The sequence below is a fragment of the Streptomyces doebereineriae genome (assembly GCF_031845645.1).
In the GTDB taxonomy this organism is placed as follows: Bacteria; Actinomycetota; Actinomycetes; order Streptomycetales; family Streptomycetaceae; genus Streptomyces; species Streptomyces canus.
Window position 1 is genome coordinate 763,184 of the sequence record NZ_JAVREZ010000001.1, and the last position, 22,820, is coordinate 786,003.

Genomic DNA, 22,820 nt, shown 5'->3' on the forward strand with positions numbered 1-22,820 from the left:
GGCAGTCCGGGGGACGTCGTGCTCACGGCGAACGACCCGGTGGGCCCTGGCACGATGCCGCCTCCACCGACTACTTGGTGAGCACCGCGGTGCGCCGGGACCAGGAGCCCTCGGTGGCGGCGCTGAGCAGGAATGCGGCGACATCGGCCCGGGAGATCCTGGGCACGCCGGGCAGGCGGTCGAGCTGCTTCAGGTCGATGGCCTGGACGGCCGTGGCCGGCTTGTTGGTCAGCAGCACCGGATAGACGAGCGTCCAGTCAAGGGCGGAGGCGGCGAGGATGTGCTCGCCCGCGGCCTTGTCGGCGAAGTTCGCCTTGCCGCCCTTGTAGAGGAACCGGAGGATCCCGGAGGCCTTTGCCAGGGATTCGCCGACGCCGAAGGCCGACATGATCACCACTCGCTTGGTGCCGCCGGCCTCGGCGGCCTGGACGAGCGCGCGAGTGCTGTCGGTGATCAAGTTCGCCGGATCCTTGGCCTTGCCGATCCCCAGGGTGCTGACCACGGCGTCCACGTCGCGCATGGCCCCGGCCAGCGCATCGGCGTCGCGGACGTCACCAGCGACCGCGGTCACCCCCTCCCGCTCGGCGAGCTTGGCCGGGTCGCGCACGAAGGCGATCACCTCATGTCCGGCGGCGGTGGCCGCGTCCGTGAAGAGGCCGCCGGTCGCGCCAGTGGCGCCCAGGAGGAGAATTCTCATTGCAGTCGGTCCTTTCAGGAGCCTCGACGGGCACTCGTATGACGAATCTGTTCGTGCGCCGCGCCACGCCTCCGGCACGGGGATCGGCCCCCGCCCGCGGGGAGGCAGTCCGGGCAGGTGCGTCCACTGCCGACTGAACGTCTCCGCACAGCAGGGCAGTTGGTGTGCGGTCAGCGCCCTGCCCCGGCGGAGGCTTTGGCTTCCGCCCAGTCCTTGAGGTGCTGGTTCATCCGCTCGAAGTTCTCCAACGTGCGGTCGATGATGCTGCTCATCACGGGTACCAGCAGCTCTGAGAACCTCTCGTCCTGGGTCACCCGCGTCCCGCCGTCGTGCGGACTGAAGGCGAAGCCGTGGTCGCCGCCGAAGAGACCCGGAACGGGTAGCCCGCCGGCCCAGCGCAGTTCGATGCCTCCGTCACGGCTGTCACCCGCGCTCTGAAGTTGACCGGGCCACCCTTGGCGGGCTGAGTCCGAAGGGCCGGCGTGCCCCCGACCCGGATCTCTCCGGTCACCTCGCGGACGTACGGATTCCAGTCCGGACAGCGGGCGAAGTCGGTGAGGACCTCCCACACGATCCGGGGTTTCGCGTCGATGTCGACGTACGTGCTGATCTCTCGCATTGCCACTCCCCGCTGGTCGCGCCGACGACGACCAGCTCGTCCGGGTGTGCATACCGGTAGTGACGCACGATAGTAAAAGTGGAACTCAGTATCAAGTTAGAGATGGAGATTCTGAGGTCGATGGGTAGTGGTGGACACGAGTGGGATTGTCAGGTGGTCGATCGGCGCGTACCAGCACCGGAGAGATCGCACGGGCTCGTCAGCGAACGCCCGGGTTGCGGCAGGCGTTCGTGATCCACCCCAGGGTGCGTTCGACACGCCGGCGGCGCGGGAGGACGACAACTCCCTTGGGCGGGAGACGGTCTTGAGGTGATCTGGAGGAAGGCTCTGGCCCGACCGAGGCCAGGGTGATCAACCGGCGCAGCATCTATGCCGCCTACGGCAACAAAGAGCCCCCGGCTCTTGTGGGGCGGGTGATCACCGGCTCGTCGGTCCGCCCGCGGACTCGTCTGCCTGCATGCCCTCGCGGTCTTCGAGGGCGCTGATGGCGGTGGCGGTGAGGCTGTGGGTGATGTGGCCTCGCATCAGCTGGGCGGCCTCGGCGGCGCGGCCGTCCACGATCAGGGAGACAAGTTGGTGGTGCTCCTGAAGGTCCCGGGTGCGGGGTTCGTCACCGGGCGGGAGTTCGAGGCCGAGGCGCCGGTAGCGGTCGGACTTGTCCCACAGGTCGTCCAGGAGGCGGATGAGGACGTCGTTGTGCGAGGCCCGGTACAGCGCCTGGTGGAAGGCGCGGTGGGCGGTGAGTGCCTCTTCCCCCCATTGGCGGGTGACGGGAAGGAGCTTGTCGACGGCGGCCTGCATGGTGGCGATGTCGTCGTCGGTCCGTCGCTGGGCGGCGAGTTCGGCGGCGGTCGGGTCCAGGGACAGGCGGACCTCGAACAGCTGGCGGGCCTCGTTCGAGTTCATGACGGAGACCCGGACGTCGCGGTGGGTTTCGACGGTGAGGAGTCCCTCGCTGCTGAGGCGGCGGATGGCCTCGCGCAGGGGCGTGATGCTCATGTTGAGGGACTCGGCGAGGTCGTACTGGGCGAGCCGTGACCCGGCAGGAAGAGTGCCGGAGAGGATCCGATCGCGGAGCTCCGCGTAGGCGAGGTCGCTCTTGCTGAGGAACAGGTTCTGCCCTGCCATAGCCCCCTGACCGTCCCTTTCCGGAGATTCCCCACCCCTTGACATCCCTCAACGGACCAGCTCACTCTAACAGGCGTCACATCTTATAAGATATGAGAAAGGCTCCGCAGTGAAGATCACCAACGTCTACGAGGGCGTCGTTCCGATCAACTCCTCGATCCGCAACGCCTGGATCGACTTCAGCTCCATGGACTGTTCGATCGTGGCCATCCAGAGCGACCTCATCCGGGACGGCAAGCCCGTGGTCGGCTACGGCTTCAACTCCAACGGCCGCTACAGCGCCGGCGAGATCCTGCGCCGCCGGGTCCTGCCCCGCCTCCTCGAGGCCGAGCCCGGCACTCTGCTCGACGAGCAGGGCGGCCTGGACCACGCCAAGGCGTGGGACGTGATGATGAACAACGAGAAGCCCGGTGGGCACGGCGAGCGCTCGGTCGCGGTGGGTGTGGTGGACATGGCCCTGTTCGACCTGGCCTCCAAGATCGAGGGCAAGCCGCTGTACCGGTATCTGTCCGAGCGCTATGGCGACGGGCAGCCCGACGACGACGTCTTCGTCTACGCCGCCGGCGGCTACTACGCCCCCGGCAAGACCCTCACCGATCTTCAGGACGAAATGCGCGGCTTCCTCGACCTGGGCTATGACGTCGTCAAGATGAAGATCGGCGGCGCCGACCTGGCGGAGGACCTGCGCCGTATCGAGGCCGTCATCGACGTCCTGGACGGCGACGGCTCCCGGCTGGCCGTCGACGTCAACGGCCGCTTCGACCTCAACACGGCCCTGGAGTACGGACGGGCCATCGAGCCCTACGGGCTGTTCTGGTACGAGGAGATCGGCGACCCGCTCGACTACCACCTCAACGCCACCGTCGCCGAGCACTACACCGGCTCCATCGCCACGGGCGAGAACCTCTTCTCCCTCCAGGACGCCCGCAACCTGATCCGCTACGGCGGCCTGCGCCCCGACCGCGACACCATCCAGGTCGACCCCGCGCTCTCCTACGGTCTGGTGGAGTACCTGCGCATCCAGGACATGCTCCGTCAGCACGGCTGGTCATCGAGGCGCTGCATCCCGCACGGCGGGCACCAGTTCTCCCTGCACATCGCAGCCGCCCTCAAGCTCGGCGGCAACGAGTCCTACCCGGGTGAGTTCCAGCCCACCGGCGGCTTCGCCGACGACGCCGTCGTCGAGAAGAGCCGCGTCGGCCTGACCGGCACCCCCGGCATCGGCTTCGAGAGCAAGGCCGCCTTCTACAAGGTGCTGCGCGCCCTGCACAGCTGACCGCCACCCCACCGCAGACGCGTCCGCCATCGGGCGGGCGCCGTCGGCCGGCACCGCCGGATACGGGCGCCACACACGAGATAGGGGCGTCACACACGACATAGGGGCGCGCGTACGCGTCGCGTCCTCCGCACCCCCCACGGGACAGGGCTACACACAATCGTCGTGCAAGGGAGCACCAACGATGACAAGCACCACCACCGCCGGCCGCCCGCAGCGGTCACGGCTGAGCCGTCTCATACGGGAGCTGTGGTTCCAGGTCGTACTGGCCGCCGTCCTCGGCATCGCCGTCGGCATCCTCGTGCCCGGGCTGGGTGAGGACCTGAAGCCGCTCAACGACTGGTTCATCGCGCTGGTCAAGATGATCGTGGTCCCGGTCGTCTTCTGCGTGGTCACCACCGGCATCGCCTCCATGGACAACCTGCGCAAGGCGGGCCGGATCGGTGTGAAGGCGATCGGCTACTTCCTGGTGCTGTCCCTGGCGTCCATGCTGATCGGGCTGGTCGTCGCCAACATCTTCCAGCCCGGCTCCGGCCTGCACGTCGACCCCTCGTCCCTGAACGCCGACGACGTGCCCAAGACCGCCACCGAGCACGCCACCTTCACCGGCTTCGTCTCCTCCCTCATCCCCGCCTCCCTGCTGGGCGCGATCACCGGGGATGCGATCCTGGCCGCGCTGATGGTCTCGATCGTCTTCGGTGTGGCCCTGAACATGGCCGGCGAAGAAGGGGCACCGCTGACCCGCGGCATCAAGGCGCTGTCGGACGTCGTCTTCCGCATCGTGGGCTGGGTGATGCGGCTCGCGCCCTTGGGCACCTTCGGCGCCCTGGCCACCGTGGTCGCCACCTACGGCGCCGAGAGCCTCAAACAGCTCGGCTTCCTCATCATCCTGTTCACCGCGACCTGCGTCATCTACGTCCTGGTCGTCCTCGGCGCCATCATGCGGGCCTGCCGCCTGAGCCTGTTCGGCCTCATCCGCTTCCTCAAGGCCGAACTGCTCGTCGCCCTCAGCACTTGTTCCAGCGAGGCCGTCCTGCCCCAGCTGGTACGCAAACTGGAGATCCTCGGCATCGGCCGGCCCGTGGTCGGCATCGTCATCCCCTCCGGGTTCTCCTTCAACCTGGACGGCTCCGCGGTCTACCTCACGATGGCCTCCCTCTTCCTCGCCCAGGCCATGGGCATCGACCTGTCCTGGCAGCAGCAGCTGATCATGGTCGGCGTCATGATGCTCACCAGCAAGGGCACCGCCGGGATCGCGGGCGGCGCGTTCATCGTCCTCGCCAGCACCGTCACCGCGGTCGGCCACATCCCGCTCGCCGCCCTCTCGCTGATCGTCGGCATCGACCGCATCCTGAACGAGGGCCGCGTCTTCATCAACGTCCTTGGCAACGCCGTCGCCACGATCGTGATCGGCAAGTGGGAGAACGACTTCGACACCGAACAGGCCCGCAAGGTCCTGCACTCCCGAGCCATCACGCCGCCGCAGGGCGAGTTGGACACCGCCAAGGTCGGCGCGGACAAATAGCCGTGCCCGGCGATCTCTCAGCTGCTCGTGCGAGGCGCCACGCAGGTTGACCCTTTAGGTAATTGACAGGGTACGAACGTACCTCTTAACGTACCCAAATCCGGAGGCGATGCCGTCAGCTCAACGAGGAGCACCGATGCAGCACCTGTACGAGATAGATGTCCGGGTTCCGATGCGTGACGGCGTAGCCCTTGCCGCCAACGTGTGGCGTCCGGCCGAGGGGAAGGCGCCGACGCTGCTCGTGCGTCTGCCGTACGGCAAGGACGTGATGGGCCTCGCTCATGAGTCCATGCCCGGGTTCCTCGCGTTGCTGGAGGCCGGGTACGCGGTGGTGGTGCAGGACTGCCGGGGCACCTACCGCTCGGAGGGCGAGTTCGTACCGCATATGGCGGACCGGGCCGACGGTGAGGACACCGTCGCCTGGATCGCCGACCAGCCGTGGTCGGACGGCACGGTGGGCATGTTCGGGGCGTCCTATAGCGGGATGGTCCAGTGGGAGACCGCCGCCACCGGCGCCCCCGCTCTCAAGGCGATCGCGCCGACCTTCACCTCGATCGACAACTACGAGGCGCCCTGGTTCTCCGCGGGCGGCGCGTTGTCACTGAGTCTGGTCACGTGGTGGAACGCCCTGATGTACGCGGCCGACGCACAGCGGTCCCTGGCGGCCGGCGAGGACACCCTGTCCCAGCTGCAGCAGCTGGGACAGGCGGCGCTGTTTCCCGAGTCTCTCAACGATGTGCTGCCGACGGGCGAGGTTCCGGTCCTGGCGGCGTACGGCAAGTGGTGGGACGACTGGATGGCCCACCCCTCCCACGACGGGTACTGGGACGCCATGGAGCTCACCCCCGAGCTCAAGAACGTCACCGCCCCGGCGCTGAACATCGGTGGCTGGTACGACCTGTACATCGGCCAGACCGTGCGTACCTACACCGCCGCCCGCCAGAAGGCGGGCAGTGCGCAGGCGCGTGAGGGGCAACGGCTGGTCATCGGTCCGTGGGATCACATGTCCACGAGTGGCGTCTACTCCGACCGCTCCTTCGGTCCGCTGGCCGGTGCCCAGATGATGGGCCTGACCGGCCTGCATGTGAAGTTCTTCGACCGCTGGCTCCGGGGCGACACCACCGCTCTGGACGACGTGGCACCCGTGAAGCTCTTCGTGATGGGCATCGACCAGTGGCGTGATGAGCAGGAGTGGCCGCTGCCCGACACGCAGTGGACCGACTTCCACCTGACCAGCGCCGGTCACGCCAACACAGCGGACGGCGACGGCGCGTTGACCACCGAGCCGCCGACCGGTGCCGGGCACGACACCTACCTCTACGATCCGCGCCGCCCGGTTCCCACAGTCGGCGGGGCGTGCCTGCCGATGACGCCGGGGTTCGGCGGCCCGGTCGACCAGCGGAGTGTCGCCGGCCGCGAGGACGTCCTGTGCTTCGCAACCGCCGTACTCAATGAGGCTGTCGAGGTCACCGGTCCGGTCAGCCTGACCCTGTTCGTGTCCTCATCGGCGGTGGACACCGACTTCACCGCCAAGCTCATCGACGTCTTCCCCGACGGCAAAGCGATCAACCTGTGCGACGGAATCCTGCGCGCCCGCTACCGCGATGGTCTCGCCACGGAAGAACTCATGAAGCCAGGCACGGTCTACGAAATCACCGTCGACATGACCGCCACATCCAATGTGTTCCTCCCCGGACACCGCATCCGCGTCGACGTCTCCAGCAGCAACTTCCCCCGCTACGACCGCAACACCAACACCGGCGGCGTCATAGCCCGTGAGAGCGAGGAACAGATGATCCCCGCGGTCAACCACATCCATCACGGCCCGAACCACCCCAGCCGCCTGCTCCTGCCGATCATCGACCGCAAGGACCAGCAGTGAGCACCGCCGACCGGGTCACCGAACTGACCGCGACCTCCACGTCCCGATTCGCCACACCGGCAGGCCCGAGGACATCGCCGAAACCGCGGCATTCCTCACGGGCGAAGCCGCCGACTAGGTAACCACGAACCTGGCGGGCAAGCAGGTACACGCCCACGCCTGCTCCGAAGCCGGGTGAACGTCGGAGACAGTCACCCCGCCGACCCGGTCAGCAGTTCTGCAAGCACGCAGTGGTCTCGAGATGGTCCTGGGGCCGGGAGGTATTGATGCAGGGTGTAATCGTCACCGCTTTCGAGGGTCCTGACGCTTTGGTCGTACGAGAGCTTCCGGAGCCGGAGGTCCAAGAGGGCCAGGTTCTCATCGACGTCGAGTGGGCGGGCGTGGTTTTCCCGGACCTCCTGCAGACTCGCGGGGAGTACCAGACGCGTCCCGAACTGCCCTTCGTGCCCGGCTGGGAGATGTCCGGAACGGTCCGCACGGACGGTGCCGGATTCCGCGCCGGTGACCGCGTCGCAGCGCTGCCGGTCACCGGTGGCTTCGCCCAGACGGCCGCTGTCGACGCATCGATGGTCTTTCCACTCCCGGACAACGTCGACACCCGCAGTGGGGCGGCCCTGCCCCTGAACTACCTGACCGCACATTTCGCCCTCATCCACCGGGGTGCTCTCCGCCCTGGCGAGGTCGTCCTCGTCCAGGGAGCCGCAGGCGGAGTGGGGAGCGCGGCCTGCCAGCTGGCCGCGGCGTATGGCGCGCGCGTCATCGCCGTCGTGTCCACCGACGAGAAGGCCGAACTGGCCAGGTCGGTAGGAGCACACGAGGTCGTACGTGTCGGCGGATTCCTCGACAAGGTCAGGAGCCTCACCGACGGCCGAGGAGTCGACGTGGTGGTCGACCCCGTCGGCGGGGATCGCTTCCCGGACTCGCTTCGTGCGCTACGGCACGGGGCGGGGCGCCTCCTCGTCCTGGGATTCGCGGGCCGGGGCATCCCCATGGTCAAAGTGAATCGACTGCTGATGACCAACACCTCGGTGCTCGGAGTCGGGATGGACGAGTACTGGCGGCAGGATCCGGAAGCTGCCCGCGTCTATTGGCACGAACTCTGGCCGTTGCTGAAGTCCGGCCGGTTGGACCCGCCCATCTCGTCCGTCTTCCCTTTGGAACAGGCGTCGGCCGCGCTGAAACACCTGGACCAGCGAGAGGTTCTCGGCCGGACACTGCTGCAGATCGGTGCGTGACGACACTGCGGGTACGTTAGGCGGTACGTTAGTACCCAGTTGTAAGGGTCGGCCTTCCGGCTCGGACGACCACCCGCCGCTTTGGGCGGGGACGCCCATGGGAGACTGCTGCGGTGACGGCCCAAACTGACTCGCGCGACCGACGCCCGCGCCGGACGGCACGCAGGCGCGTCGTCGACACCCGTCGGCGGGACGAACTGCTGCGCCAGGCCGAGGCGATCATCCTGGCCGAAGGCTTCACCGCGGTGACCATGGATGAGCTCGCCCAGCGACTGGGGTGCTCCAAGGCGACGCTGTACAGCCTCGCCTCCACGAAGGAACAGCTGGTGCTGGCGGTCACCCGCGCCTTCTTCCGGGACGCGACGGCCGAGATCGAACACGCCGTCCAGGCCGAGCCGGACCCCCGGCAGCGCATCAGGGTCTATCTCACCGGCGTCGGCACGGCCATGCGCCGGCATTCCCACGCCTTCTACGACGACATGGTCGGTTACGAACCGACCGCACAGATCTACCGCAAGAACTCCGCCGCCGCGGCGCACCGGGTCCACGAACTGATCGAGGAGGGCGTGCAGACCGGTGTTTTCCGAGCGCTCAACGGCCATTTCGCAGCCCAGGTCGTGGCGGTCACCATCGACGCGGTCCAGTCGGGGGTCCTTCTGGAGAGCACCGGCCTGACCGCCGGCGACGCCTTCTCCGAACTCGGGGACCTCCTGCTGGACGGACTCAGCTCGGGGCAGGGCACATCCGTGCCTCCTTCTACGACTGTCCGCGCACCCAAGGACGAGACCCCGGCGTCGAGTTAAAGCCTGGGGGAGTGGCGCACCTCGCGGATCGTCTCCGACCAGGCACCATCCCCAGATCCAAAACGACGTGCGCTGTTGTTGCATGGGCAGACCTCGGACCCGTTCAGACAGCGGGTGCTCGTCAGGACGAGACCCGACCAACACCATGTGATCGTCGATCGATGCCATCAATGTGGTCGACCTCGACCACTGTCTTCTCAAGCCGTGGAGCCCGGCCGGAGGAGCATCCGTACACAGTCGTCGGCAGCCTCCTGGAGGCGTGGTCGGGCACTGCTGGTCGGCGATGTGCTCTGTCCTGAGCGCTGAGGGGCACGCGAACGCCCGACTGACACGGCCAACATCGTCCTGTCAGCCGGGCCGGGCCGGGTGACGAGGCCCGGGCCGGTCAAAGCGTTGGGTGCAGAGCGTTGGGCCCAAAGCGTTGTGTGTCCTCGAGGGGGATCGTCGCGGCGGGCCGTCTTCCAGGCCGACGGCCTGCGGCGCACCGCTGACAGCCGGCGAATTTCCCAGCGGGTCATGCAGGTCATGATCAAGGGGTCGTCTCGCTGCGAGCACTATCGGGGTCGGCCGTATGAGCGGCTTTGCGCGGGAGGGACAGGACTGCTCAGCCATGGATCGGCGGTCTCTGGATAGCCGGGCGGGATGCGGCGAGGATGGGCGCATGGACAAGAAGGAACTGGCGGAATTCCTGCGCCACCGGCGTGAGACCTTGCGCCCCCGCGACGTCGGGCTGGTCGAGGGGGCGCGCAGGCGTACGCAGGGGTTGCGCCGCGAGGAGGTCGCGCAACTCGCCGGCATGTCCACCGATTACTACGCCCGGCTGGAACAGCAGCGTGCTCCGCAGCCCTCCGTCCAGATCACCGCGGCTCTCGCCCGGGCACTGCGGCTGACCCTGGACGAACGCGACCACCTCTTCGTCCTCATCGGCCACAACGCCCCGGCCCGCTTCCACCGCTCCGAACAAGTCAGCCCGACGCTGCTGCGGGTCCTGGACCGCCTGGACGACGCTCCGGCCATGGTGCAGACCGACCTGTTCGACACCCTCGCGATGAACCCCTTGGCCGTCGCATTGCTCGGCGACCAGACCCGCCACACCGGTCTGGCCCGCAGCGGCTACTACCGCTGGTTCATGGACCCGGCCGAACGCTTGATGGTTCCCGAGGAGACCCACGAACGCCACGGCCGCGCCCAGGCAGCCCGCCTGCGGGCCGCGCTGACAGCCGGCAGCGACACCCCCCGAGCCGCCCGGATCCTCGCCGAACTCCAGGAACGCAGCCCCGAGTTCGTCCGGATGTGGGACCTTCAGGAGGTCGCCCAACGCTACGACGACTGCAAGACCATCCTCCATCCCGAACTCGGCCGCATCGACGTCGACGCCCAGGTCTTGTTCACCGAGAACCGCGCCCAGACCCTGGTGGTGCTGACCACTCGCCCCGGCACGGAGAGCCACAGCAAGCTCGAACTGCTCTCTGTCATAGGGCACCAGCAGGTCACGCCCTGACGTTCTGGGCCGGGGGAGAGGACGAGCTTCTGGGTGATCTGCGGTACGGGCACGCCGTTGGCCGGCAGGGACCGCGTGTACGTGGCCATGTCATCGTCGACGCCCTTGGCCCGCCCGCCATCTGGGCGCGGCACCGCCGACCTCCTGGCCGTCCCCAAGAACCTGCGCCACCACGATCTCCAGCTTGGGCTCCGGAGCGCGGCCACCGCGCTTCACCTCCGTGGCCGGGTCGCCGATTTGACCGGATGGGGCCTCCGTTTTAGTCTCGGATGTGTACGGAGGCAGTATCCGTTTTGGTGCGGCCGCAGGATCAGGGCAGGCGGGAGGGCGCATGAGCGCCGGTGAAGTGCGGGGACGCAAGCTGCGTGCGGACGTTCAGCGCAACCGCGCGGCCCTGCTGGAGACCGCGCAGCGTCACTTCCTGCAGTACGGGGTCGGGACCTCTCTCGAGGCGGTGGCGAAGGAGGCGGGCGTGGGGCCCGGCACCCTGTACCGGCACTTCCCCACCCGGGAAGCGCTGCTGGCGGCGGTGCTGCAGACGCGCTCCGAGGAGCTGGTGGCCCGTCAGGCGGACATCGACCGGCTCGGCGACCCGGTCGTGGCGCTGGAGCAGTGGCTGCGGGCGATGGAGGAGTACTTCAGCGCCTTCAGCGGTCTGCCGGACCCGCTCATGGCCGCGGCCCGGGCGCAGGAGCCGGACAACCCGCTCACCATTCCCTGCCACATCCTCATCACCGCCACCGATCAGTACGTGCGCGCCGCGCAGCGCGCGGGGCGCGTGCGCGCCTCCGTGCGGGGCAACGACCTGTTCCTCGCGGCCTGTTCCGTTGCCTGGATCAAGGGCACCGGCACCGAGGAGGAGTCACTCGACCGGCTCCGCACCCTCATCGCGAGCGGCTACCGCCAGCAGGACAGCCCGGCGTAAACCGCCGGGCACTCCTGCCCAGCCCCGACCCGACCCGCCGCAAGGCCAGGCGGCACCCCCACCCAGCCATCACCTCGTGCTGCCCTGAGGGCCGGCACAACCATGCAAGGGACAATTCATGAAAATTACTGTCATAGGTGCCGGTGCCATCGGCGGGAGCCTCGCTGCCAAGCTCAGCACGGCCGGTCACGATGTCCAGGTGGCCCACGCCCGCGGCCCCGAGACCATCCCGGCGCAGGTACTGGAGTCCGGGGCGCGTGCTGCGGAGCTCGCCGACGCCGTCCAGGACCGGGACGTCATCATCCTGGCCATCCCCTTCGGGGTGGCGGGCCAGCTGGCCGGTCTGTTCGCGTCGGTGCCCGCCGAGACGGTGGTCATCGACACCGCGAACTACTACCCCGGCATGCTCAGCGAGCCGATCGAGGCGGTGGACAACGGCCAGGTGGAGAGTGTGTACACCGCCGAGCAGCTGGGCCGGCCCGTGGTCAAGGCGTGGAACGCCGCGCTGGCCGGAACCCAGCAGACCCGGGGTGTTGCGGCCGGAACACCCGGCCGCCTCGCCCTCCCCGTCGCCGGCGACACCGAGCAGGCGCGGCGCGTGGCCATGCAGCTCGTGGACGACACCGGCTTCGACCCCTACGACGCCGGCACCCTGGCCGACTCCTGGCGCCAGCAGCCCAACAGCCCCGCCTACTGCACCGAACTGACCCTCGACGAGCTGCCGGCGGCCCTGGCCGCGGCCGACCGCGCCAAGGACGCGCGCGTCCGCGACAGCCTCCCGGAACGCCTCGCCGCCCTCGGTGCCAACCCCACCGTCGACGACGTCGTCGAGATGAACCGCGCCGCCCACCGCTGAGACACCCGACGCCGCTCTCCGGAACCGAACGAGAGCGGCCACATAAAGACGAACACGAAGAGCGCACAGTCCCCGCGCTGCAGCCCGCAGTCTCGGCACGCCGCTGCCCGCGAGCATCCGCATGCCCGCCGGCACCCGAGGGTGTGTCCGCAGCCGGCTCATACACCGCCTGCCTCCGTGCACGGCTCGCCGTACTGCGCTGCGCCGCGGCCGCCGTTGCGGTGACTGCACGCCACGGAGAGGAACCGCCTTGCCCGGCACCGCATCACCCTTCACCGACATCGCACGCTCCCGACGCTCCCCCCGAAGGTTCCTGCCCACCGCCCTGTCGCCTTCGGACATCCGCGGCGTACTGGAAGACGCACAGACGGCGCCCTCGAACAGCAACACCCAGCCGTGGACGGTGCACGTCGTCTCGGGTGCGGCACGGAACGCCCTGGCCAAAGAGCTGCTCCTGGCCGAGGAGGAGGGACGGACCTCCCCGGATTTCACCGATGGCTACGGCGAGGGCATCTACCTCGAGCGGGCGCAGGCCCTGGGCGCGAGCCACTTCCGGGCCCGGGGCATCGAGCGCTCGGACCGGGACGGCAGGAGTGCGGCGGTCCGCGAGAACCTGGACTTCTACGGCGCTCCCCATGCCGCCTTCCTGTTCATGCCGGCGCTCGGAGACGGGGTACGGACGGCCGGCGACATCGGCATGTACGCCCAGAACTTCCTGCTCTCACTGTCGGCCCGGGGGCTGGCCGGCATCCCGCAGACCGTACTCGGCGTCTACGCCGACACCGTCCGCGAGTTCCTGAGTGTCTCCCCGGAGCTCAAGCTGCTGTTCGGCATCTCCTTCGGCATGGCCGACCCGGCGGCACCGGTGAACTCGCTTCGCACAGAGCGGGTTCCGCTTCGGCGGAGCGTGGTCCTGCACGACACCCCGGGAGTCCTCGAGAGGCCGTAGGCCCTGTGCCCGCACCGCTATTTTCCTCGCCTGGTCTGGAGAAGTAACCGTGACAAGCCGACAGATGGTTCTGGGCATGCAGTTCAGCGGCGGATACGGCGCCGCACCCGGGGCTTGGCGGCTGCCGGGTGCGAACCTGAACAGCTACACGGACATGGACCAGTTCGTGCGTTACGCGCAGGCCGCCGAGCGCGGCAAGGTCCAGCTGTTGTTCATCGCGGACACCCCGGTCCTGGACGTCGACCTGGACCACCATGCCCCGCACCACATGATCGACCCGCTGCTGATCCTGACCGTCCTCGCGCGCGAGACCGAGCGGATCGGCCTGGTCACCACCGCCTCCACCACGTTCACCGAGCCCTACAATCTCGCCCGCCAGTTCAAGGCCCTGGACGTGATCAGCCACGGCCGGGCCGGATGGAACGCGGTGACCACATCCGACCCCGCCGCCGCGGCGAACTTCGGCGCGACGATCCCGCCGCGCGCGGAGAAGTACGAGCGTGCCCACGAGGTCATCCAGATCGTCCAGGCACTGTGGGGCAGCTGGGAGAAGGACGCCTGGCTGCTCGACGTCGACGGCAAGCGGTACGCCGACATGGACAAGATCCAGCCGGTCAACCTGCAGGGCCAGCACGCCGCCTCCCGCGGCCCGCTGCCCATCCCTCCGTCCGAGCAGGGCCAGCCGGTCATCTTCCAGGCAGGCGGCGGCAGTTACGGCGTGGAACTCGCGGGCCGTTACGCCAGCGGCGTCTACGCCAACCCGTACACCATCGAGGACGCCCGGGCCCAGCGCCAGGCCCTGCGGGACGCCGCCACGCGCGCCGGACGCGACCCGGACGAGGTGAAGATGCTCGCCGGCTTCATGTCGACCATCGCCCCCTCCCGCCACGCCGCCCTTCAGCGGCGCCGCTTCCTGGACGAGGTCGTCGACCTGAACCAGCGCGTCCGCTACCTCGGCGCCATGATCGGCCTCCCGCTCGGCCCCGCCCAGCTCGACGAGCCCCTGACCGCGGACCAGCTCGCCGACGCCAAACCCAGCCCACACGACCCGCGTTCCGCCCGCGCCCTCGCAGTGGCCCGGGAAGGCTGGACCCTGCGCGACGTCCTCGCCCACGGCGTCATCGACTACCACCCGGTGGTCGCCGGCACCGCCACCGACGTGGCCGACCACATGCAGCAATGGTTCGAAGCAGAGGCCTGCGACGGCTTCTCGATCGCCGTCGACAGCTACCACGACGGCTTCGACGCCTTCGTCGACCAGGTCGTCCCGATCCTGCAGCAACGCGGCCTGTTCCACGACGACTACGAAGGCCCCACCCTGCGCGAGAACCTCGGCGCCCACGAGCAGTACGGCCTCGACCCACGCCTCGCGACGCCGACCCGGCAGTGACCACCACGCAGCCCATCAGCGCCCGGCTGCGCTGCTGGAGGGGACCCTCGCCGAGTGCGACCGGGTCGGCGACGGCCGCGGCGACTACTCGCCCAAGCACCGCCGCTACGGGGTGAACGTCCAGGTCGTCACCGATCACGCCGGCGAGCTACTGCTCAGCTGTGCTGCCGGACCGCGCCCATGACCTGACCGCGGCCCGCGGCAACCGGATCATCCGGATCTGCGAGCGGCGGGGCGTCCCGCGCGCACTGGCCCAGGCCCGGGCTCCCGTCGAACGCGGCATGGCACCGGGCTCAGTGTTGCTGTGATCGCCCGGTACGAGTGAAATACGGTGGGCCTCACCCCATGTTGACTTTGAGGCCCACCGCTATCGTGTGTCGGTCGCACCACTAAATGGTGGTCGCCGATGCGCAGGGTGCTGGCGGGTTTGGTGAAAGAGGCCGCCCGGCGGAGCGGCGGCGTGCTGGCCTTCTTGGAGGCGACGCCGACCGGCCCTGCGAGGTCGCCGCGATCCCAGTGAACTTCTTGCGGGACCTGGCCGCCGATGAACACCGGCTTGTTGGTCGGCCAGGTCGGGGGTTCGGTGTCCCAGGCAAGGCGTTCGGGGTCCACCTCGGTGAGCGCCCATTGGTCGCCCGCCCCAACTCGCCGCTGTCACACGGGATACGGCTCCTGACAGGCTCTTGACACTGAATCGATGGAGGATCAGCATTCAGAAACCTCCCCGTCTTCGACTCGGTAGCCCCACGTCAGGACGGATGTTTACGTAAACATCGAGCAATCGAACAATGGAGTTCGTGTGAATCGCCTCCGCTCTCGCGCCCGTCTGCGCGCCTTCCTGATCGCAGCACTCCTCGCGCCACTGCTGACGGTTTCCCATGGCGCATCCGCCGCCACCAACTCCTTCCGCGGAGTCAACTGGGCGGACAGCCGCGACAATTACGTGGACGGCTGGGTGATCCCGACCGGCCTCACGGCCGGGGACAGCTACGACAGCGTCCGCTCCAAGGCCGACGGCATCATCAGCGGCTTCCAGCAGCAGCTCGGCGCGAACACCGTGCGGCTGCCGATCAACCCGCAGAGCGTCAACTCGGACTGGTGGGGGCGGTACAAGGGCGCCGCCGACTCGGCCCTGTCCCACGGCATGAAGGTCATCTTCGGCTACTGGGAAGCGAACAAGGACGGCAAAGTCGATGACATGAACGCGTGGAACACCATGTGGGACAAGGTCATCAGCGACTACGGCAGCAACGGCAACGTCTACTTCGAACCGATGAACGAGCCGTTCGGTTACAGCCTGAACGACTGGGTGTCGCTCTGCTCGTCGTGGCTGTCCCGGCATTCGAGCACCCCCCGCGGGCGAGTCCTCATCAGCGGCACCGGTTACAACGACAACGTCACGGGCGTCGGAGCGGCCAGCGCCCTGAACGGCACGCTGCTGTCGCTGCACTTCTACGGATACTGGGCCTCGGACACGACCCGCTCGGCGTGGACCACCAACCTGAGCAACCGGCTCGGCTCGTACTCGTCCCGCACCATCATCGACGAGGCCGGTGCCCCGATGACGACCGGGCTGAACTACTACGGCGGGAACCAGGACGGCAACACCTTCACCGCGTACTTCGCCGCCACCACGGACCTGACGAGGTCCCGTCAGATGGGCGTCGTCTACTGGCCCGGCCTGCGCTCGGACGACAGCTATTCGATCACCCGGCAGAGCGGCAGCGGTCTGGCGGTGAACAACTCCTCGGGCGTGGCACAACTGCGTTGGGGCTGGGGCCTGTAACGGGTCACACGGCCAAGGGGGCTTTCCGCCCCACCTTGACGTTCTTCGTCACAACCGTGCGCCCCGACGGATGCCCGCACTCGGCAGCCGTCGGGGCCGTAACTTCCTCCTGGTACTACCAGCGCGGCACGGCGGGCGTCTCCCATCCCGGCTCGGCGCCCCGCATCGCCGCCGCGTCGTCCCGCTCGCGCAGCGAACCGTCGTCGTCCAGACAGCGCCGGTGGAGGAAGAACGAGGCCGACGCGGTTGCCAGCCCGGTGGAGTACGCCTCTTTGGAGTTCTCCTGCCACCAGGCGGCTAACCTCGGATCGGTGTGCTTGGCGGCGTTGAACGCCTTCCTCAGCGACGCCAGCGACCACGGCCACCACTGTGTCAGCCCGGCCTGCGGGACGCCGTAGGACTCCTCCGCGTGGGCGCTGCCACCAGGAGGCGGTCACCCAGCCCACGGCCCAGTTGTACGCGGCACGCGCGGCGCCGCAGTGCGAACGCAGCGCCGCCTCCTGGCGGCGTTCGGGTCCAGAGCGAACCGGAACGCCTGCACCCCGAACCCTGGCTGCGGATACGGCGCCGCACCCGGCGCCTGGCGGCTGCCGGGTGCGAACCCGCCACGGCCGAGGGAACAGCATCACCGACACTGGTCGACCCTGAGCTCGGAGGACGGCGGAGTCGAGGCGGCCGAGAGCCCGGTACCTACGCCCGATGCAGTCCGGCGAGCCGTTCGGCCAGGAACGCGCGCTCGGTGTCGTTCCCGGTCAGCTCCAGCGCCTGGCAGTAGGCGATCGAGGCATCCTCCGAGCGGCCCAGCCGTTGCAGCAGGTCCGCCTTGATCGCTGGCAGGTACTGGCATCTCGTAAGCCGGCCGTCCTTCTCCAACGCAGCGACCTGTTTCAGCGCCTGTTCTGGCCCGGCGACCATCGACACGGCGACCGTGCGGTTCAACGCCACCACCGGTGAGGGCCACACCGACAGCAGCTCGTCGTACAGGGTCACGATCTGTGGCCAGTCCGTCTGGTCGTAGGACGGCGCCTCGGCGTAGAGCGAGGCGATCGCCGCCTGCAGGACATAGCGACCCGGTCGCCCGCCGCGTAGCCCGTCCACGATCAGGTCGTGCGCCTCGGCCATCGCCGAGCGGTCCCAGAGCGATCGATCCTGGTCCTCCAAGCGGAGCAGACGACCATCGACGTCGACCCGGGTGGCACGCCGGGCGTCGGTGACCAGCAGCAGAGCGAGCAGCCCCCGCACATCCCGCTCGTCGGGCATCAGCTCCCGCAGCATTCGGGCCAGCCGCAGCGACTGGTCCACTAGGTCTGTACGCACCAGCGATGCGCCGGACGGCGCGGTGTGCCCAGCGGTGAACAGCAGATGGATCACGCCGAGCACCGCGCGCAGCCGATCCGGCAGCTCAGCTGCCCCCGGCAGTCGGAAGGGAATCCGCGCAGCCGAGACCTTCTTCTTCGCTCGGGTCATCCGGGCGGCCATCGTCGGCTCCGACACCAGAAACGCCCGAGCGATATCAGCGGTCGTCACTCCGCACACCAGGCGCAGCGTAAGCGCCAACTGCGCCTCCTGCGCCAACGCCGGATGGCAGCACATGAAGATCAGCCGCAGCCGCTCGTCCGGCACCAGGTCTCCCGGCTCGACGGGGGCCGGTTCGGCGAGGGCCACCTCGTCCTTCGTCTCCTCTGGTACTACCAGCAGCGGGAGCTTCGAGCGGAACGTCTGCTCGCGCCGTACCGCGTCCATCGCGCGGCGCTTGGCCGCGGTGGTGAGCCAGGCCGCCGGGTTGTTCGGGATTCCGTCGCTGGCCCAGCTCGCCAACGCCGCGGCATACGCTTCCTGCACGCACTCCTCGGCCAGGTCCAGGTCGCGCGCGACGCGCGCCGTCGCGGCGAGCACCAGGGCCCACCCTTGACGGTGCGCGTCCGCGACCGCCGTTTCGACGTCTGCCGGGGGCGTCATGCGGCGGCGGGTCGATCCGCGATGAAGCCGCCTTCGACGGGCCGCACCTCGACGCCGCCGCCCTGCTGGGTGGCGGGATTGGCCCGAGCGATCTCCAAAGCGGCGTCCAGGTCGGGCGCCTCGATGATGGCGAAGCCGGCGATGACTTCCTTGGCATCCACGAACGGGCCGTCCGTCACCACGTCGCCGCGGATCGAGGTCGCCGTGTCGGCGGCCGGCTGCAGCGCGAATGCCGTGACCAGGGCTCCGGACTCCACCATGTCCTCGAAGTGGCGGTCATGGGCTTCACGCGCCCCGGGAATGACCTCGGCCTCCTCGACTTGGGCCTTGGCGTAGATGAGGATCGCGTACTGAGCCATGGTGGCTGTCCTTCCAGGTGGTTGTTGTTGCCCGACACCCCTACGTCGAACGGTCAGCCCCGATTCGACAGCCTCCCTCGAAATCTCTCCGGCCGATTGCACGCCACGTGACGATCATCCAAGCAGGCCCTCTTCCGCCTGCCCTCGAAGCGCTCCACAGTTTGCAGCCGTAACCGCTCCCGCGTGCCCCTCTTCGCGTCGGTTAGCCCACCGCCTTGTGCATACCTCACGCCTCCACAGCTACCGGCATCAGCCTTCAGCCGTCAGGCGAACGTCACCGACATCACCCAATCAAGTTCAGTACCTCAGCCGCAGGTCACCCAGGTCTGGGCCGACCGCGGCCACGCCGACGGACAGGTGGACCGGGCCCGCCGTTTCCGGCCCTCGTCCCAGCCTCGCGTGCTGTCCCGGCGTGCGCCGTGCGCGTCAGTGCCGCACCTGCCACGGCCCCGGCCAGGAGCCCTCGTCAGGCCGTGCCGCGTCCCCAACTGTTGCTTCGGACATGCTGTTTCTCCCTCGACTCAAGGGCAGTCAAGCGCCCCGGACGGCTCGGGGAGGGCCGTCCGGGGCGGTCTGAGGCGGAGTGGGAACGGCGGTCGCCTCTCGGCGAGTGGTTCCGTGGGGCTTCAGCCGAGCGGTGCCCCCACGGGTAAATGGTCCGGCGTACCGGCCGCACGGGAGATGCGGGCCTGTCGGTGCTTAAGTGGTCGATGGCGCCACCTCCTCGGTCAGGTGCTGCTCCGGCTCAGGAGCGGGAGGTGGCGCGAACATCAGGCGCAGTCCCAGGACGGCGCAGAGCGGGCCGAGGGCGCACATCGCGGCGGCGCTGATGAACGCGGCGCCCAGGTTCCCCCCGTCGTAGCCGAATCCGCCGAAGTACGTGGCGAAGGTCGACGCGAAGCCGAAGAACATTCCCGGGATGAGAGCGAACGGCTTCAGCCGGCCGGTTGCCAGTAGGGTGCCGTTGACGAAGAAGATCACCACGCCCAGTGCCAGGGTCCGGGCGAGCTCCCCGGTGCCGAACATCGTGCCCGTCTCCCGGTTGAGGAGTACGGCTGCCACCGCGAACCCCGCGCCTGTCGTGGTGGCGGTGATCATGGAGATGGCGTTGGCAATGCTCGGGCCACCTTGCAGGAACGTTCCCGCCCAGGTGATGAAGATCGCCCAGGTCGGCATGTGGAGCGGGCTCAGAAGCAGGAGGACCGTGGCGAAGGCGACGATCGAGGCGCTGACCTCGTGCGGCAGTCTGCCCTTCATGGCTACGCCAACCCGCCCGGCTTGGCGAGCAGTTCCCTGATGCCCGTGTCGATGAACGCGGTGTCCTCGGGGCTGCTGCCGCCGCCGGCGAAGTGGCCCCAGATGCCGGGGATCACGCGGAGTTCGGCGCCCGGTATGTGGCTGACGGCCCAGGCCTCGTCCTCCGGCGGGAAGTAGAGGTCCTTCTCGGCGGGCATGTCGAGCGTGGTCGCCTTGATGGAGCCCAGCGCCGCCTCTGTGTCCCCGCCGAAGCCGGGGGTGAGTCCGACGTCGCCGTTCTGCCAGGTCCAGAGCATGGCGAGCAGGTTGTTGGGGTCGCGGCCGTCGAGGAAGAAGCCCTCCCAGAAGCCGATCAGGAAGTCCTCGAGGGAGGTGTAGCCGAGCTTCTCGTACTCCTTCTCCCAGTAGAACGCCTGCGAGAAACCCCACCCCGCGTACACCCGGGCGAGCGCGCGCAGTCCGGTGGTCGGCCACTTGCCCTCGTCGTACCAGCCGCCGTTGAAGACTGCGTCGGCGGTCAGTGCGGCCTTGACGCCCTCAAGGAAGACCTTGTTGTGGAGGCTGGTGCGCGGGGAGCCGCAGAACGGGGCGATCCGCTCGACCATCTCCGGGTGGCTGACGGCCCACTGGAAGGTCTGCCCGGCACCCATCGACCAGCCGGTCACCAACTGGATCTTTTCGATGCCGAATTCCTCGGTGACCAGCTTGTGCTGGGCCTCGATCTGGTCGTACACGGTGATGTGCGGGAAGCGGGCGCGGTCGTACGGCGGCGGTGTGTTGCTCGGCGAGGTGGACAGGCCGTTGCCGAGCATGTTCGGGACGATGATGAAGTACTCGGCCGGGTCGAGGGCCATGCCGGGGCCGATGAGCCATTCGTTGTCCCAGTGGCGGCCGGAGTACCAGGTGGGGTAGACGATGACGTTGGACTTGTCCGCGTTGAGTTCGCCGTAGGTGGTGTAGGCGAGGTGCGCGCCGCGCAGGGTGGCGCCGTGCTGGGTGGTGAAGTCGCCCAGCTGGAAGGTGAGATGGTCACTGCTCATGGGGCTGCCTTTCGGGACGTTCAGGAAGTGACGGCGCACTGGCCGCGGTCGGCCTTTCTCGGCCCTTCGGCCGTCGGCCGGATGTCGAAGTCGAAAATCGCCGTGGGGAGGTAGAGGGTGCTGCACGCGTTCGGGATGTCCACGACGCCGCTGAGGCGGCCCTCGATCGGGGCGGAGCCGAGCAGCAGGTAGGCCTGTTCGCCGCTGTAGCCGAAGGTCTTCAGGTACTCGACGGCGTTGAGGCAGGCGTTGCGGTACGCCATCGTCGCGTCGAGGTAGTGGTTGGTGTCGCTGGCGTGGTCCACGGAGATGCCGACGAACGAGATGAACTCGGTGTACTGCGGGGCGACGTTGCCGGGCATGAAGATCGGGTTGGTCGTGACTCCGTACTTCTCCATGCCGCCCTTGATGAGGTCGACGTGCAGGTCGATGAAGCCGCCCATCTCGATGGCGCCGCAGAAGGTGATCTCGCCGTCGCCCTGGCTGAAGTGCAGGTCGCCGCCGGAGAGCAGGGCGCCGGGGACGAGGACGGGGTAGAAGACCCGGGAGCCGCGGGTGAAGTTCTTGATGTCGTGGTTGCCGCCGTTCTCCCGGGCCGGGACGGTACGGGCGCCCTCGGCGGCGATCCGCCTGCCGACGTCGCCGCTCGCCGTGCCGGCCAGGGCGTTGTCGGCTAGGGGTGGGAGCGCGAGGGCCGGTACCCGGTGCGGGTCGGTGTCGATGAGGGCCTGCTCACGGGCGTTCCATCGGCCCAGCAGTTCGGCTGAGGGCGCGGTGCCGAAGAGGCCGGGATGGGTGATCCCGGTGTAGCGGACACCGGGAATGTGGCGGGAGGTGGCCTGCTGGCCGTGGAAGTCCCAGACGGCCTTGTAGGAGTCGGGGAAGTGGTCGGTGAGGAATCCGCCGCCGTTGTTCTTGGCGAAGACGCCGGTGTAGCCCCAGCCCTCTCCGGAGCCGTCGCCCTGCGCCTGCGGTACGGGGCCCAGGTCGAGGATGTCGACGACGAGCAGGTCACCGGGTTCGGCGCCCTCCACGGCGATGGGGCCGCTGAGCATGTGCGCGTGGGTGAGGTCGACGTCGCGGACGTCGTTGGCGGAGTCGTTGTTCCCGATCTGGTTGTCGGTCCAGTCCCGGCACTCGATACGGAACTCCGAGCCGGGCCGCACGGTGACGGCGGGCGGGATGTCGGGGTGCCAGCGGTTGTGGCCGGGCACTTTCTGGTCACGCATGGACAGGGCCTGGTCGACACTGAAGACGACTTCGGGCATGGACTGCCTCCGTAATCCGGTACGTCGCTGTGCGTGTGGGGATCAGGGCTTGGGGAGCCCGGCCTGCCGGGGATCGGCCGGCGGGGTCGGCCGGCGGCGGGCCGCGGGTACGTCGGTGACGACCCGCGGCTCATGGGCGCTGGCCTCCTGGGCGTGCAGGGCACGGGCCAGGTGAGTGGAGGTGCGGGCGAGCAGCGGAGCGGTGAAGACCCGGCGGGCCGGGCCTGCGCAGCTCCCGCACGGCTCCTCGGCTAGAGCCCGGCCGATCGGCCGGATCACGTCGAAGGTGCCGCAGCCCGCACAGCGGTACTGATACGTGGCCATGGGCTATCAACCTCCAAAAGCTTCGAGAAAAAAGTATTTCT

General features: G+C 68.6%; 21 protein-coding genes and 1 pseudogene. 13 read left to right on the forward strand and 9 right to left on the reverse strand.

The window, feature by feature from the left end; all coding sequences use genetic code 11:
• Positions 1 to 70: 70 nt before the first annotated feature.
• The 3 genes from RNB18_RS03635 to RNB18_RS03645 form a co-directional block, all read right to left on the reverse strand.
• The gene (locus tag RNB18_RS03635; RefSeq protein ID WP_311712665.1) at positions 71 to 697 is read right to left on the reverse strand and encodes an NAD(P)-dependent oxidoreductase; all 627 of its coding nucleotides are present in this window, start codon (positions 695 to 697) and stop codon (positions 71 to 73) included.
• 310 nt (positions 698 to 1,007) lie between these two features.
• Positions 1,008 to 1,316, reverse strand: coding sequence for an SRPBCC family protein (locus RNB18_RS03640; RefSeq protein WP_311712666.1), 309 nt, complete (start codon positions 1,314 to 1,316; stop codon positions 1,008 to 1,010).
• A 417-nt stretch (positions 1,317 to 1,733) separates the two neighbouring features.
• Complete coding sequence (locus RNB18_RS03645) at positions 1,734 to 2,444, reverse strand: GntR family transcriptional regulator (RefSeq protein WP_311712667.1); 711 nt, start codon at positions 2,442 to 2,444, stop codon at positions 1,734 to 1,736.
• Positions 2,445 to 2,553: 109 nt separating this feature from the next.
• On the opposite strand from RNB18_RS03645, the gene RNB18_RS03650 reads away from it, so the two are divergent.
• From RNB18_RS03650 to RNB18_RS03710, 13 genes and pseudogenes are all read left to right on the forward strand, one after another.
• Positions 2,554 to 3,720: a mandelate racemase/muconate lactonizing enzyme family protein gene (locus RNB18_RS03650; RefSeq protein ID WP_311712668.1), complete on the forward strand. Its 1,167-nt coding sequence runs from the start codon at positions 2,554 to 2,556 to the stop codon at positions 3,718 to 3,720.
• A gap of 184 nt (positions 3,721 to 3,904) precedes the next feature.
• Positions 3,905 to 5,245, forward strand: a complete 1,341-nt coding sequence (locus tag RNB18_RS03655; protein WP_311712669.1) for a cation:dicarboxylate symporter family transporter — start codon at positions 3,905 to 3,907, stop codon at positions 5,243 to 5,245.
• Between the two features lie 136 nt (positions 5,246 to 5,381).
• A complete protein-coding gene (locus RNB18_RS03660; protein ID WP_311712670.1) occupies positions 5,382 to 7,127 on the forward strand; it encodes a CocE/NonD family hydrolase in 1,746 nt (581 codons plus the stop codon).
• 266 nt (positions 7,128 to 7,393) lie between these two features.
• Complete coding sequence (locus tag RNB18_RS03665; protein ID WP_311712671.1) at positions 7,394 to 8,362, forward strand: NADPH:quinone oxidoreductase family protein; 969 nt, start codon at positions 7,394 to 7,396, stop codon at positions 8,360 to 8,362.
• Between the two features lie 113 nt (positions 8,363 to 8,475).
• Positions 8,476 to 9,165, forward strand: coding sequence for a TetR/AcrR family transcriptional regulator (locus RNB18_RS03670; protein WP_311712672.1), 690 nt, complete (start codon positions 8,476 to 8,478; stop codon positions 9,163 to 9,165).
• Positions 9,166 to 9,826: 661 nt separating this feature from the next.
• On the forward strand, positions 9,827 to 10,666 hold the full coding sequence (locus RNB18_RS03675; protein ID WP_311712673.1) for a helix-turn-helix transcriptional regulator: 840 nt from the start codon (positions 9,827 to 9,829) through the stop codon (positions 10,664 to 10,666).
• 331 nt (positions 10,667 to 10,997) lie between these two features.
• A complete protein-coding gene (locus tag RNB18_RS03680; protein WP_311712674.1) occupies positions 10,998 to 11,591 on the forward strand; it encodes a TetR/AcrR family transcriptional regulator in 594 nt (197 codons plus the stop codon).
• Between the two features lie 118 nt (positions 11,592 to 11,709).
• Positions 11,710 to 12,447, forward strand: coding sequence for an NADPH-dependent F420 reductase (locus tag RNB18_RS03685; RefSeq protein WP_311712675.1), 738 nt, complete (start codon positions 11,710 to 11,712; stop codon positions 12,445 to 12,447).
• Positions 12,448 to 12,697: 250 nt separating this feature from the next.
• Positions 12,698 to 13,396 (forward strand): nitroreductase, encoded by a 699-nt coding sequence (locus RNB18_RS03690; protein WP_311712676.1) that lies wholly within the window; start codon positions 12,698 to 12,700, stop codon positions 13,394 to 13,396.
• A gap of 49 nt (positions 13,397 to 13,445) precedes the next feature.
• On the forward strand, positions 13,446 to 14,786 hold the full coding sequence (locus RNB18_RS03695; RefSeq protein ID WP_311712677.1) for an NtaA/DmoA family FMN-dependent monooxygenase: 1,341 nt from the start codon (positions 13,446 to 13,448) through the stop codon (positions 14,784 to 14,786).
• 13 nt (positions 14,787 to 14,799) lie between these two features.
• Positions 14,800 to 15,073: pseudogene (locus RNB18_RS03700) on the forward strand (IS5/IS1182 family transposase); the annotation flags it as partial.
• 512 nt (positions 15,074 to 15,585) lie between these two features.
• A complete protein-coding gene (locus RNB18_RS03705) occupies positions 15,586 to 16,572 on the forward strand; it encodes a cellulase family glycosylhydrolase (protein WP_280859895.1) in 987 nt (328 codons plus the stop codon).
• Positions 16,573 to 16,607: 35 nt separating this feature from the next.
• Entirely contained in the window at positions 16,608 to 16,970 is a 363-nt protein-coding gene (locus RNB18_RS03710) for a hypothetical protein (RefSeq protein ID WP_311712678.1), read from the forward strand.
• Positions 16,971 to 17,262: 292 nt separating this feature from the next.
• Here RNB18_RS03710 and RNB18_RS03715 read toward each other — a convergent pair whose 3' ends face one another.
• The 6 genes from RNB18_RS03715 to RNB18_RS03740 all read right to left on the reverse strand — a co-directional run bounded on the left by RNB18_RS03715 (position 17,263) and on the right by RNB18_RS03740 (position 22,779).
• Complete coding sequence (locus tag RNB18_RS03715) at positions 17,263 to 18,468, reverse strand: DUF6596 domain-containing protein (RefSeq protein WP_311712679.1); 1,206 nt, start codon at positions 18,466 to 18,468, stop codon at positions 17,263 to 17,265.
• Positions 18,469 to 18,527: 59 nt separating this feature from the next.
• A complete protein-coding gene (locus tag RNB18_RS03720) occupies positions 18,528 to 18,890 on the reverse strand; it encodes a YciI family protein (RefSeq protein WP_311712680.1) in 363 nt (120 codons plus the stop codon).
• Between the two features lie 699 nt (positions 18,891 to 19,589).
• Positions 19,590 to 20,147: a DUF1097 domain-containing protein gene (locus RNB18_RS03725; RefSeq protein ID WP_311712681.1), complete on the reverse strand. Its 558-nt coding sequence runs from the start codon at positions 20,145 to 20,147 to the stop codon at positions 19,590 to 19,592.
• A gap of 2 nt (positions 20,148 to 20,149) precedes the next feature.
• The gene (locus RNB18_RS03730; RefSeq protein WP_311712682.1) at positions 20,150 to 21,187 is read right to left on the reverse strand and encodes an alpha/beta fold hydrolase; all 1,038 of its coding nucleotides are present in this window, start codon (positions 21,185 to 21,187) and stop codon (positions 20,150 to 20,152) included.
• A gap of 20 nt (positions 21,188 to 21,207) precedes the next feature.
• Positions 21,208 to 22,455, reverse strand: coding sequence for a formamidase (gene fmdA, locus RNB18_RS03735; protein WP_311712683.1), 1,248 nt, complete (start codon positions 22,453 to 22,455; stop codon positions 21,208 to 21,210).
• Positions 22,456 to 22,497: 42 nt separating this feature from the next.
• Positions 22,498 to 22,779: an FmdB family zinc ribbon protein gene (locus RNB18_RS03740; protein ID WP_311712684.1), complete on the reverse strand. Its 282-nt coding sequence runs from the start codon at positions 22,777 to 22,779 to the stop codon at positions 22,498 to 22,500.
• Between the last annotated feature and the right edge of the window lie 41 nt (positions 22,780 to 22,820).